The organism is Hydrocarboniphaga sp. FW305-C-57 (assembly GCF_058783045.1).
In genome coordinates, this window is the sequence record NZ_JBYSYG010000014.1 from 91,800 (window position 1) to 104,318 (window position 12,519).

Annotated in this window: 14 protein-coding genes; 8 read left to right on the forward strand and 6 right to left on the reverse strand. The window is 57.0% G+C overall.

All coding sequences use genetic code 11. The features are described from left to right. Positions 1–871: 871 nt before the first annotated feature. The gene (locus tag AC3WUM_RS21895) at positions 872–1,042 is read right to left on the reverse strand and encodes a hypothetical protein (protein ID WP_492413021.1); all 171 of its coding nucleotides are present in this window, start codon (positions 1,040–1,042) and stop codon (positions 872–874) included. Between the two features lie 86 nt (positions 1,043–1,128). On the opposite strand from AC3WUM_RS21895, the gene AC3WUM_RS21900 reads away from it, so the two are divergent. Next, positions 1,129–1,644: a hypothetical protein gene (locus AC3WUM_RS21900; RefSeq protein ID WP_492413023.1), complete on the forward strand. Its 516-nt coding sequence runs from the start codon at positions 1,129–1,131 to the stop codon at positions 1,642–1,644. Between the two features lie 90 nt (positions 1,645–1,734). Here the strand turns inward: AC3WUM_RS21900 and terL are convergent, their stop codons facing one another. After that, positions 1,735–2,097 carry a phage terminase large subunit gene (terL, locus tag AC3WUM_RS21905; protein ID WP_492413025.1) on the reverse strand — a complete coding sequence of 121 codons (363 nt, stop codon included), beginning with the start codon at positions 2,095–2,097 and terminating at the stop codon, positions 1,735–1,737. A gap of 93 nt (positions 2,098–2,190) precedes the next feature. Here terL and AC3WUM_RS21910 point away from each other — a divergent pair, with 93 nt between their 5' ends. The 3 genes from AC3WUM_RS21910 to AC3WUM_RS21920 all read left to right on the forward strand — a co-directional run bounded on the left by AC3WUM_RS21910 (position 2,191) and on the right by AC3WUM_RS21920 (position 5,545). Beyond that, positions 2,191–2,922 carry a hypothetical protein gene (locus AC3WUM_RS21910; protein WP_492413027.1) on the forward strand — a complete coding sequence of 244 codons (732 nt, stop codon included), beginning with the start codon at positions 2,191–2,193 and terminating at the stop codon, positions 2,920–2,922. A gap of 294 nt (positions 2,923–3,216) precedes the next feature. Further along, positions 3,217–4,188, forward strand: a complete 972-nt coding sequence (locus tag AC3WUM_RS21915) for a reverse transcriptase domain-containing protein (protein ID WP_492413029.1) — start codon at positions 3,217–3,219, stop codon at positions 4,186–4,188. A 10-nt stretch (positions 4,189–4,198) separates the two neighbouring features. Then, a complete protein-coding gene (locus tag AC3WUM_RS21920; protein WP_492413031.1) occupies positions 4,199–5,545 on the forward strand; it encodes an ATP-dependent nuclease in 1,347 nt (448 codons plus the stop codon). Between the two features lie 339 nt (positions 5,546–5,884). On the opposite strand, the gene AC3WUM_RS21925 is transcribed toward AC3WUM_RS21920, so the two are convergent. Further along, positions 5,885–6,124: a helix-turn-helix domain-containing protein gene (locus AC3WUM_RS21925; protein ID WP_492413033.1), complete on the reverse strand. Its 240-nt coding sequence runs from the start codon at positions 6,122–6,124 to the stop codon at positions 5,885–5,887. A gap of 108 nt (positions 6,125–6,232) precedes the next feature. Here AC3WUM_RS21925 and AC3WUM_RS21930 point away from each other — a divergent pair, with 108 nt between their 5' ends. The 4 genes from AC3WUM_RS21930 to AC3WUM_RS21945 all read left to right on the forward strand — a co-directional run bounded on the left by AC3WUM_RS21930 (position 6,233) and on the right by AC3WUM_RS21945 (position 9,616). Beyond that, positions 6,233–6,487, forward strand: a complete 255-nt coding sequence (locus AC3WUM_RS21930; protein ID WP_492413035.1) for a hypothetical protein — start codon at positions 6,233–6,235, stop codon at positions 6,485–6,487. After that, complete coding sequence (locus AC3WUM_RS21935) at positions 6,480–7,691, forward strand: Arm DNA-binding domain-containing protein (protein ID WP_492413037.1); 1,212 nt, start codon at positions 6,480–6,482, stop codon at positions 7,689–7,691. The genes AC3WUM_RS21930 and AC3WUM_RS21935 overlap by 8 nt, the downstream gene beginning before the upstream one ends. Before the next feature lie 30 nt (positions 7,692–7,721). Continuing rightward, a complete protein-coding gene (locus AC3WUM_RS21940; RefSeq protein WP_492413039.1) occupies positions 7,722–8,558 on the forward strand; it encodes a hypothetical protein in 837 nt (278 codons plus the stop codon). A gap of 104 nt (positions 8,559–8,662) precedes the next feature. After that, positions 8,663–9,616 (forward strand): hypothetical protein, encoded by a 954-nt coding sequence (locus AC3WUM_RS21945; protein WP_492413041.1) that lies wholly within the window; start codon positions 8,663–8,665, stop codon positions 9,614–9,616. A 191-nt stretch (positions 9,617–9,807) separates the two neighbouring features. On the opposite strand, the gene AC3WUM_RS21950 is transcribed toward AC3WUM_RS21945, so the two are convergent. From AC3WUM_RS21950 to istA, 3 genes are all read right to left on the reverse strand, one after another. Further along, positions 9,808–9,936: a hypothetical protein gene (locus AC3WUM_RS21950; protein ID WP_421793229.1), complete on the reverse strand. Its 129-nt coding sequence runs from the start codon at positions 9,934–9,936 to the stop codon at positions 9,808–9,810. Between the two features lie 154 nt (positions 9,937–10,090). Further along, positions 10,091–10,846: an IS21-like element helper ATPase IstB gene (gene istB / locus AC3WUM_RS21955; RefSeq protein ID WP_421793230.1), complete on the reverse strand. Its 756-nt coding sequence runs from the start codon at positions 10,844–10,846 to the stop codon at positions 10,091–10,093. Between the two features lie 6 nt (positions 10,847–10,852). Further along, the gene (gene istA, locus AC3WUM_RS21960) at positions 10,853–12,394 is read right to left on the reverse strand and encodes an IS21 family transposase (protein WP_421793231.1); all 1,542 of its coding nucleotides are present in this window, start codon (positions 12,392–12,394) and stop codon (positions 10,853–10,855) included. Positions 12,395–12,519: the final 125 nt, after the last annotated feature.

Below are 12,519 nucleotides of genomic sequence, written 5' to 3' on the forward strand. Positions count from 1 at the left end.
TTCGGGGCGGCCAAGATCAATCGACAGCGTGCCCGGCAGGCCCGGCGTCTGGAAACGCAGGCACGATTGCGGCCCTGAAAATGGCTCGAAATGTCTCCTGATTTATCTGCAATCCATCTGCACTCCATCTGCACTGCCAGTGCAGATAGGGCCAAATTCAGGCATATCACCGCAAGTCAGGTCAACGTATAAGATATTGTTTTATATAGTTTTACTCATAAAATCATGAAGTAAAGAAAGGCCGCTCAGTCGCTTCGGGAGCAAGAGGTCGCAGGTTCAAATCCTGTCGCCCCGACCAAAAAATCCCGCCTAAACAGATAGTTATCCGCGCGACGTTTTGCTGCGGAAAATGTTTCATGGGCGCTGGTGCCCATCTGGCGCCCATGCCGCGCCCACACCTAAATCTGCCCATATCTATAGCTCAGCCTCTCGCTGCTCCAGCGACGGCAGATTATTCAAGATTTCGCCAGTATCTTTCGCACCATCTCTCCGCCCAATGCGCGCCGCGAAAAGAGGCGCCTAGAAATCCTCCTGAAGTGCGGAAGCGCACCTACCAACAATCGTAGCCGCGCGGTAAAGACAGCCTCACGGTCGTTCTAGCAATACAGAAAATAGCCGAAGAGGCGGTTCGGGCGCTGCAGCAGACGTTCCGGCATCAGCTCGCCTCCAGAGCGCTCTCACACGATTTCCATTGCTGACGACCACGAAACGCGCTTGCCCGATCTGCCAGAAGATGTAGGGCCAGATCGTCAGTGGGGCCGGCCGTGCTGCAAGGAAGCGGCCTCACAAGCTCAGCGGCGCGCTTGCCCTTGTGGCTCTCGCCGCCCGAATTGAGCGTGTGCGCGTAACGCAGCAGATCAGCGGAGAGCAGCTACAGCTCGCCGATGACGTGGGCATCGGCTGGGGTGTCATCGCAAACCTCGTCGGTCTTGCCGGGGCGGCGCAGGATCACGTCGGGGTTCGGCAGCACCTCGAGCGCGACGTAGAAGCGCAGATCGGCACTGCGGCAGGCGAGTTCGCCGGGCTTAGGTAGTGACATCATGAGGCCCACTTAAACAATTGGGGGCTTGCATCGTGGGAAAAAGAATTGACCAGCACGCGAAGCCAATCACACTGGTTCTTATCGGAGTGTTTCTGATCCTGAGCTTGGGCCTGCTGTCTCAGCCGGATTTGCTTTCTGAAGTCGTAAGTCTTCTCGGATCGGCAATTGGCGCCGCCGCAGCGGTCTACGGAGCTTTGTGGGTACAACAACGATCTCAAGAAACTGTCAGAGATCGATATCGCGAGGCCGCACTGGAGCTTTTGCTGGGACTTTCGAGAGATATCGACGAAAACAAAGGAAGGTACGATCAGCTGGGACTTAGCACCGATCGTGCAGGAGAGTTGGAACGGACTAGGCAAAGGGATCTGGTAAATAGGTTTGCAACAACCCTTCGCGCGCTGATGAGTTCAGCAATCAACGTTGACCCTAAAATCTTTCTCTGTCTGGGGCCTGTTAATCATGGCGTAACGCTCAGCGAACGCTACGAAGACGAAGAACGCCGTGAAGCCTCTGACGAGGCAGGAGCTATGCGCCTGATAGTGGTCGTCGATATGAAGCCCTTTCTTGCCGAAAGCATCAGGGAATTGAAGGCGTTGAAGTAGTTCAGAGGCCACCAACCATACCCCTGCAACATCTGCGAAGCGCCGCTACGCCGCTCCGCATTGAGCCCCCCCCGTCACCGACACATCCGCTCAACGGTTCCACCACACCATCTTCAACGCATCAGGCCCATCGCCGTGATCGGCGTCGGGACATTGCTCCAACTGCGCGATGAGCGTCTTGTGGTTGCGGTTGAAAAGGATCAGGCCGTTGTTGCAATGCGGCTGCCGACTCTCGATGCGCAGGTCTTTGTCGGTAGTGTTTTCGATGCCGCGCGCCGGCACCAGAATCTTCCGCTTAGCTGATTCGGCGACGAGCACCTGGCGGAAGAACTCCTGAAACTGCACGGCTTCGACATCCCAGAACGAGAGACCCTCAGTGACCGACGAGTTTCGAGTAGGCCTACTTCTGCACCTCATGCCCCCGCCCTTGAAACAAAGTAAAGGGGGCGCCATGTTTGCTCCCCTGCCCACTGGATATTCGCGGGCTGCCAAGCTGGATCGACTCAGCACATTGCCGTAGGTACCGTGGCCATGAATTGTCACCCTTTGAACTGGTTGTCTGTACTGCCACGCAACTTCCACCCTGATTGGGCCGATTCCAATCCTGAGCACTTGCCGGAAGATACCGTACGCTCCATCCACGACTTCGAGCAGTTTGGGTCGCACATCATCGTGCTGACGGAGGAAATCGTGACGTCCGCGCAGTCGATCGCGCTCGACGACCTGATGATCGAAGACATCTCATTTCCGGTCGATGCTTTCTATCTGCACTTCGGCTCAAGCCTCGGCCTTTGCGCGCCGCATAGTGCAGTTCGGCTCGAGGGCGCCTACGTCACAGCGCAGAGACGCACGGGACCACGAGCTTGTGACAGCCTGATCCAAGTCACATTGGCGCCCGAACATCACGCTGACCAAGACGAGAGCCGCTTAAACTACACCTACGTGTTTGACTATCACGTAAATGCCAGGGGCATCTATGAGGACGGCCTGCGGACGAGCGTGCAAGAGCAGCTCGATCGACGTTTCCAGAACACCTGGACCGAAATGGGGCGCTTCAATTTCGAGCGGCGCCTGAACCGAGGCTCGATGGGAAAGCGCACGTCGTTCGAGGAACTCGAGGCCCGATGGAAGCCGAATCCGGAAGATGTCCGGTGGAAGGCGGTCAGCGAACGAGCCTTTCAGGTGGTGTTCGGTGCGGCACTTGAACTTCGGGCACTTGGGGTTCGCTACACCAGCGCTCGCATCCACCGGCCTTGGGGCCTGCAAGAACAGCGCTGAGCGCTTGTTAGGCGCCCGATGCACTGGCCGATGGCGGGCACAAGAGATCGCCAGATCCCGTCGCGTGCTATAGTCGTCCCATGTCGGCGACTAGGAGCATCTCCAGTCCAATGACCGACCTCTACGGTGTTTGATTCCTTTACGTTTGCCCGGCCGGGTGATCCCGCCGGGCATTTCGTAACTCAAAATTCCTCCCCCCATCTTTTTTCTTCGCTGGCTAAATGGTTTAGCTCCGGCGGTGTGCGTCTGGTCGTCGGCAGGCATACTCGTGCGGTCCCCTTTGGCTGTTGATCCATGAAGCAGAAGCCCTTGCGCACGCTGTTCGATGCGACCTTTCACGACAAGTACGCCTTCGAGGATTTTCTGAGCCTCGACGTGTCCCAGCAATGGGATTCGCAAGTCGTGCGAGCGCGCCAGCGTCATCTGCCTGATCGTCGGCTACATCAGCCAAAGAAGACCCTAAAGGCTTTTCACTGGTTTTTGAACACGTTCTTGTTCTCGTATCTGTCGATTAACGAGCGAGTAGTGTATTCGTATCGCAAGGGCTTCAATGCACAAAGCGCTGTAGCGCGTCACGCCCAGAACCGCGCGTTCTTTCAGGCTGATATTCGCAATTTCTTCGACAGCCTGAGTCGCGATCGGGTGCGATCGGTGATCGCGACTCAGAGTACCACTGCGCCCATCACGGATCTGGCTCAATACGCTGATCGCATTCTGGAAATGACGGTGATCGACGATAGCCTACCGATCGGCTTCGCAACATCGCCGCCAATCAGCAACGCTTGCCTCACCGGGTTCGACAACGATTTAGAGGCCTACTGTGTTGATCGAAGCCTGACATACACCCGCTACGCCGATGACCTCATCGTGTCGGCGGTGGATCGCAAGGCACTGGCCGATATCCAGGCGGTCATGGCGCAATTGCTAGACCGGCATTTCGATGGGCGCCTGCAGTTGAAACCTTCCAAGAGCAAACTCACCACGGTCGGGCGCAATGTCAAAGCGCTGGGCCTGGTGATCTTACCAACCGGCCAGGTCACCATCGACCGTGAGGTCAAGCAACGCCTGGAAGTCTTGCTCCACTTCTATTCGCGCGACGTACCGACCTTCGTGAAAATCGCGAACTCGGACTACGCGGGTGCCGTCAGCAAGGTGTCCGGTCTGCTGAACTACGTCAACGCCAACGACCAGTACTATTTGGAAAAGCTCAGGAGAAAATTCGGGGCGACGATAGTCGATAGCTTCATCCACAAGACCGTCAGCTGAGCGGCCTGCGATGCGGTTTCAACTCGAGCTGCAAGACGTGCAGCACATTAGGCGCCTAGAACTGGCGCTGAATCTGAATCAGCACAAGCTCACCTGCATCGTCGGCCGCAATGGTGTGGGCAAGACCACGCTGGTCCGAGCCTTGCGCAACTTGGCACGCGCCGATACTTTCTCCTTCACAGCGGCTCGCAACATCTTTGAAGCAACCAGCTTCATTACCTACCAGCTCGACGAGGAGGCCGTCACCTTCAACTTCGATCCTAAGGTCAAATCTCTCAATTGCCGCCAGACAATTCCACCGTCCATGAAAGCGGTCTGCTCTGCCGAGCTGCCAATGCCCTACGGCGAGCGCTTCAACTATTTTAAATCGGCCAGCGACGCGGACACCGATATTCGTCGCCAGATCATCCTTGAGGAATTCAAGCGTCCCGACGAGCTGATCCAGTTTCTGTCAGATATTTACGGCCCGAATCGCTTCGACTCACTGATCGAAGTTGAGGCCGCAGAGCGGCGCTACTACTGCCTACTGCGCGAAGGTAGTCGCTACGTGCGCGAGGACTACTTTAGTTCCGGCGAGCACTTCCTAATCAATCTCTATCGAACGATCAAAGGCGCGGCACGGCTGATCGTTGTAGACGAGATCGATCTGTCGCTCGACGCGGTCGCGCAGGTACAGCTGGTGAAAAAGCTACGGGCGTTCTGCCAGCAGTACGGTTGCAACGTGCTGTTCACGACACACTCGCTCGCGATGATTCGCACGCTGGATGCATCCGAGTTGCTATACATGGAAACCGAGGACGGGGTTGCGCGCTTCTCCCCAGCCTCGTACAGCTACGTGAAGTCGATGATGTTCGGATTCACGGGCTGGGATCGCTACATCCTGACCGAGGATGTTGTGCTCGCGAACTTCATCGAGTACCTGATCCAGCATCATTGCCAACCATCGTTCTTCCGCTACAAGATCATTCACATTGGCGGGGCTGGCCAAGTAGTGGATCTGCTGAGGCGCAATGCCGCGCAAGAATTCCTGGCCCCTGCACGGCAGGTGATCGCCGTCCTCGACGGAGACCAGGCAGGAACGCGAAATGCGCGGCGCGATCAGGTGCACTGCGTCCCGATGCAGAGCGTCGAGAAGGCGCTCTGTTCGCATTACGATGAGGCGGGTTTTCGGCTACGACAACCGACCGCCGAAACCATGGCGGACTCAAAGAAGCTCTTCGAGGCTCTCAAACGTGAGGGGGCAATGACAGAAGGGGCGCTCTTTGCATTTTTGTGTAGTCGCTATCAGGCCGAACTCGGCTCGATGATCGCGACACTGAATGAATTGCTCGCTTACGAGCCCGCAGCCCCCCACTAAACGGCGCAGGCGATTTGCTGACGCCACAAGCGCTTTTCGCACTGTATCCAGACGCCCCGGGGCATCTCGCGCCTTCGGGCTTCAGCCGCGCCATCACAATCCAGTAGCCATGACCGGTCGTGGGTCCGTCGTCGGCCCTCCGACCAGAGGGCATTCGCTCATGGTCGCTATGTTGAGAGCACTCTGATGCGGGGCTCAAAAAAGTCCAGGACGTCGCAGTCATGTCGCAGAACCCACGCCCTCATACGCTGCACTGCCACAAGCTCACGAGAAAGTCGGCGCACGACGGAACAATTCGAACAAGAAGTACTCAGCAGCGGCTACCCGGCCACCGATGGATCAGTCGTCTTTCAGCCGCACTCCCGGAACATACTCAATGAGTTGCTCGACCCTGCAATTGAAATATCCGCAAAGCTTGTCAAGCACATCCGTCCCGATCTTGTAAGTCTGATCGTTCGCGAGGCGAGTAAGCGTATTGCGGTGAATGTCCGCCTCGCGCGCAACCTCTATCAAATTAATAGTTCTGGACTCCGCAAACTCCTTGTCTGCGAGTAAGCGCTTGAAATGATTCCTAATCATTAGATATGCACAGTTTAAAGTGCACAAGCACTTTACATTGTGCAAATGCACTCTATAATGGGCACAACATGCACAGCACGTTGTGCATACGCACCAGAGGAAGTGCCTATGAACCAGGAAACTAGCACAGGCGCAGACTATTTGACGACCGAGGAACTCGCCTCGCGAATCAAGTACGACTGCAGAACGATTCGTGAGCGGCTGAAAGATTCAGTTCTGCTTGAGGGAACTCATTACTTTCGCCCTTTCGGTGGCAGAAAGATTCTGTACATCTGGTCCACGATCGAGCGCGACATGATGCGCGCCTCCACGCGAGCTGCTCCGATGATCCCATTGGCGGCCGGCGGAATCTGCCGTGGGTAGCATTCGCGCACGCCAAAGTAGTGGCCTACTATTTTTTGATTTTCGGTATCAAGGTGTGCGATGCAGAGAGCAGAGCACACTTCAGGATACAGCGAAGAACCGAGCGGACATGCAAAAGGTTCTTGCTCGAATCGAAAGCGAAATCGCTAGCGGGGCCTTCGTCTACCAGCGATATTTTCCGAATAGCAAACTAGCTAAGCAATTCGAGTCCGCGAAATCTGTTACGGCTCTTGCAGCGGCGATGGCAACAGAAAACATTGGACAATTAATTGCTCCATATTTTTCAGAGTTCGTTCCCATCTGGGTTCGCGAAATGCAGCCCAACTGGCGCAACAGCACACGCGGCTGGATGGACACTATCATCAACGTCCACCTGCTTCCTGTGTTCGGTGCGCGCGACATTTCGCAGATCAAGCGTGAAGACCTGCTGAGCTTTCGCGCTGATTTAAGTGCGCGCACAACGAAGTCTGGTCGTCCGATCTCGACAAAGACGGTCAACACCGTGATGCGCATTCTTCGCGCGATCTTGACGGAGGCTGCCGCGCGCTTTGGCTTCACCGCGCCACCGACCATCAAGCGGCTCAAAGTGCAGCGCAAGGAAATCCTTCCTTTCACGCTCGAAGAAGTGAACCTGATCCTTTCGCGCGTACGGCCCGATTACAAGTCATATATGACCACGGCCTTCTTCACTGCCATGCGGCCTGGCGAACTCAACGGACTCAAGTGGGAGCACGTTGATTTTGAACGCCGCGAAATCCGCGTGCGTGAGACATTCTCGAAGGGCAAGGTCGAGTACACCAAGACCGACGGCAGCCAGCGCGAAATCTCGATGAGCCCGCCGGTATATGACGCGCTAATGCAGCAGCAGAGCGTTAGTCGAAAGCTAAGCGCTTACGTCTTCTGCCTGAGGAACGGAGAGCCGCTCAACGACGGCAACTACAGCAAGCGCGTGTGGCATCCACTGCTTCGCCACCTGGGCCTTCGTCGTCGCGTGCCGTATCAAACACGCCACACCTGCGCGACGTTGTGGTTGGCGGCCGGCGAAAACCCACAGTGGATCGCAGACCAGATGGGCCACACGACGACCGAGATGCTGTTCCGCGTCTATTCCCGCTTCGTTCCAAACCTGACACGGCGTGACGGTGCTGCGTTTGAACAGCTCCTCATCAGCAAAGGCATCACCGCTTCGGCGGATACCAAGTAATCGCTGCGCAATCGCACAAAGGACTCTCTCATGATCTTCGCTCAAAACCTCCGCGACCACGTCGGCTTGGACGTCGACATGCTGCTCACGCTTGAACGCAAGCAGATCATCACGGGCGGCAGTGGTCGCAAAGTTCAGCAGTACCTGCTCGCCGACAACAGCGATCAGGTCATCGGCGTGCGTTACGCCGAGCATTGCAAGCAGGACATTCCGGATGGATCGATCGTGCGAGTACGCGGCCGTGTATCGGAGGCACCATCTGGGCAGTCGGTACTTTCGCTGACACAGATCGCGATGGCAGACCGCAGTGGCATCCGGAACGCTGCGGACCTTCTTCCCTGTTACAACCTGGCACAGCCAATCAAGAATGCAGTCGCGAACATCAGTGCATTGATCGACGATGTCCGCCCCGAACTGCGGACCTTCCTCAACAACGTCCTGCTGGATCCTGCAATCCATCCGCACCTGCTAACTGCCCCATGGGGACCCAGCTTCGCGGAATCGCAGCCCGGCGGACTGATCGCAACCATCGGCCGCGGAGTGACGCGCTGCGAACTCGCTGGAGCCCAGCGACATCAGCACTACCAGGACGTGCACCTGGCCTGCATTGCGTACTTCTGCCGTCACATCGGCCGAATCCGCACGGCAAAGATCAATACAGCCTCAGCGCAGTTCCTGACGCCCGAACTCGCCTCGCTGCAGTTGCTCGCGCCCCACTTGGCCGCTCTGTATACGACGTGGGCGGATGGCGCCAAGCAGATCGAACACGCGCTGCACTACCTCGCCACCCCTAGCGCAGCGCGCGGCAAAGCTCAGTACCGCTTCGCCGAAACGGCAGCCGAGCCTTTCGGCGCGCCGTGCGCCTGATCGGCGCCTAGTCCCTCGCCGCGCTTCGCGGCATCCCCCACTCGACTTGCAGTGCCTGCGCGAGCAGGCAACGGGGCTTTGCGTCCCGAATTCGGAGAACACCGATGTCGATCCAACGAATCATCTCAGGCAACCGCACACCCGCCGAGCGCTATGCCCAGTTGTTCGCGCAGCTGTATGGCCTTGATGGCGGCGGCTTCGCGCAAGTGAGCGCAACACGAGACCAGGATGTGCCGCTGCGCACCGTCTTCGAGATCGAGCGCAATCGCGATCGCGTTCTCTCACGAAACGCACGGCTCGCCGATGCCACGATTCTGCTGCGCCGGTCGATCCTCACCACTGCCAACGACCGACGGATCCGCGATCCCCTGCCTAGGCACACCGTGCTGCTGGAACTCGCACTGGAACAGCCCGATTGGAAGGAGCGAGCCCAAGCATTCTTCAAGGCGCATCTCAACCTGCAGACGTTGCACCTCAGCGGCCACTTCCCGCTTTATCGCCAAGACGATGCCCCAAACATTGGCGCATTCGTCGATTCCGTACTCGCAACGCCATTCGAACTCGCACACCCCGGCGATCCAGATCAAACAGTGCTGCCGAACTCCCTCCCCACACAAACCTTCGGGCAACTGTGTGAGCGCTTCCCGACGCAGTTCCGAACGATGAGCGCCGTCCACTTCGCGATTCCTAGCGGGTGGCTCGCCATCTTCGCTGCCCTCTGCGAACAAATCGACCGGCAACTAAGCGATTCAGAACGTGCCGCGTTTCACTGGGTACAGATCAGGCGCCGGGATCACGGACTCACCTGCTGCTACGGCCTGCAGGCTCCTCTCACCGCAGGCCAGGGCGACGGAGCCGAATCATTCGACTGGGAGCATCTCGGCATCGCCGTGATGAAACAAGTCCGCAAGGCAGAAGCGCAAGCCGCCGCCACCTGTGAGTTTTGCGGCAAAGCAGGACGACCACGTCGCCGAGGAGCCCCGCACTGGCTCTGCGATGACCATGCCCGGCCGGGCTGGAATCCGCTGCCCGCGTTCCGCGCGTGGCGACTGCGCTGATTCTTCATAACGACACGAATTATCCACAAGTCGAGCGGATGTAGAACGCCATCCAATTGACCGCGATCGGCAGATCAACTGACCACTGGCGCCAAACTGCGCTACCACCAGCGCCACTGAGCGCGACCAGTGCCGCCGAGCTAACCATTGGTGGCCGATGGCTCGCTAAGCGCCAATGTGAAAACCATTTCTCAAATCGCCACCGTCGGCGCCCTGACCAGAAGCGCCAACGGAGTGCCCAGCGCCGCTAGGGATCTGACCACGGCCGCCAAGGCGCTGACCAGGAACGGCAGGCTGCCCACCAGCGCCAGGTTGAGCATCGGCGCCGAGGCCGCCAATACGACGCTGTCTAGGTGCTCCCAGGCCGACCGCCGGCGTCAAGGTCTAGCTAGTGTCGCTAGGTTGATGTCCGTGCCGAGCTGCGCAAAGAAAAACGCCGCGATGTCGCGGCGTTGGTTGAATCGAGAAGAGCTGTCAGATATCCAGCGTGACTTGATCAGGGCGCCTTCGCATCCTTCTCATAGAATCACCCTGCAGCTCGATCTTTACCGACGAGTGAATCAGTCGATCGAGAATCGCATCCGCAACCGCTGGATCATTAATAAAGTTGTGCCATTCTCGAACGGGCATCTGACCGAGCACTATTGTTGCACCCGATCCCACTCGATCGTCGAGGAGCTCAAGCAAGTCACTCTTTGCGCGCGCGTCCAGAGCGCTTAACCCAAAGTCGTCCAAAATGAGTAGCTGCACTTTTGCCAGCTGACTGCGCATCTTGAGGATTGAGCCATCCTCGTGCGCATATGACATCTCTTCAAGCATGCGGCCCACACGCTTATAAAGGATCGTGATTCCACGTCGCGCTGCTTCTACAGCAAGAGCGCATGCGAGCCACGTTTTGCCGGTGCCGGTGGCTCCAGTCATTAGCACATTGAGATTCTGGTAGATCCAAGCACACGTCAACAACTCTGAAAATGCGGCACGTTCGAAACCGCGTCCGCTGCCGTAAACAACATCCTCAGGCTGAGCGTTCTGCTTCAGTTTTGCGTTTCTCAGGAGCCTGGAGAACCTTCGTGAATCGCGATGACTTCGCTCGCCATCAACCAACATTTGGAGGCGCTGTTCAAAAGAGAGGTTGATGTAAGACGCCTGTGTGAGCTGGTGCTGGAGCGCTTCATGCATGCCGCGCAGCCGCAGCGAAATTAAGGCATCGAGAGTGGTGGCGATTGTCATGGCTGGCTATTGGTAGGATTCGGGCCCGCGAACGTTTTTGTGCGGCGGTGGGCTAGGAGAATTTGTGGCGTTTCCACGCAAAGGCGTGTTCTCCATGCGACGAGAAAGCATCGAACGAATCGAGGTAACGCTTATGAGTGGAATGCTGATGGCCCGCCTGCAAGCGGCGTTTAGCCGGTCTTGTCCGTACTGACTTTCAAGCTTTCGCAATCCGCGCAGCGCCTGAATTGTGAGTGCCGGACGGCGATGTTTTTCTTGGTGGTGCTGAGCAAAAGCTTCAACACTCGCCCCAGCGCGATGAGCCCATGCCAGCATCTCTGCGTTTTTTTCTTCGGAGTAAGCCTGATGGGCGCTGGGTTGATGTTCCTTTAGAGTTGTGCAGCTGCCGTCGGAGACTCCGATGGGATGGCTCGCAATCGGCGATGAGCCATTCACCGTATACACTTCGACAGTGGATGAAGAGATGCGCACCCTAACTTTGTCACCCATATAGCGATACGGAACCGAGTAGTAGTGATTCTGCCAATGAACGTGGTAGTCCATTGGCACCACGACATTGAGTCGCCACTCCGCATACTCATATCTGTACTGAGGTAGCGGCTGCAGAGCCGGGCGATCCAACTCTTGGAAGAGATCGTTCCTGCTTTTGTTCCTATATTTCCTCATCGGCCGTGCATTGAGTTCTTCAGTCATCTCGGCCAGAGCGGCGTTCAGTTCGCCTATTGATGTGAAGATGCGATTGCGAAGCCTGGCAATTCCCCAGCGCTGAGCAAGTTTTACCCCAGTCTCCACGGGTGCTTTGTCTTTAGGCTTCCTCGCGCGGGTCGGCAGTACAAACGTGTTGTAGTGGCGCGCGAGCAGTGCATAGACGAAGTTGATTTGATGGCCTTCCGTTCGGCTGATTTTGTCAACAGCGGCTTTGTGGTTGTCGGGAACCAGTGCCAGCGTCACGCCACCGAAATATTCAAACGCTCGAACATTTGCTTCGCACCAGTCGGCCATGCCTTGGCTTTCTGTGGCGAACATGAATGTCTTTCTGCTCGCACCTAGAACAGCAACGAAGAGTTCCACCTCGCGCTTGAGCCCTGTTTCCGGATCGAGAATCGACGGGCGCTTACCGGAGAAGTCGAGAAATAAGTTTTCACCTGGCCGATGTGCCTGGCGCATGACGATGCCAAGCTTTTTTGCATACTTGTGGTATCGGCGCCGAAACTCAGTTTCGGACATCGCGGCTGATCCTGCGTTTTTTGCGTACTCCTCGTGAAGCAAAAGCAGCGTTACGCCAACTTTTCGCCGCTCGTCGTGGATGTACGAGAAATCTGGCTCAGCGAAGTGCCTTCCCAATGAGCTCGGGCTTGCGTTCAACCGTCTATCGAAATCGTTTAATTCCCAGTGCTCGATGTCTTCCCACTGAAGATTTGATTCGAGCAGCAAGTCTCGATACCGCTGGACAGTGTTGTGCGAGACGCCCGTGATGTGCGCGATTGCCCTGTTGGACAGGGAGTGCCGGACCAAGATGGTCCGGCAAAGTTCTTTAATTTCCAGCATTCCGCACGCTCAATCCCTGTGGGGGCCGCACAAGGCGACCTCACCGGCCCAATGAAGAAGGCACAGTTGACGAACTAAACGTGCATAAGTGAGAATGCCGTCTCAAGGTTCAATTGAGTAGCGTT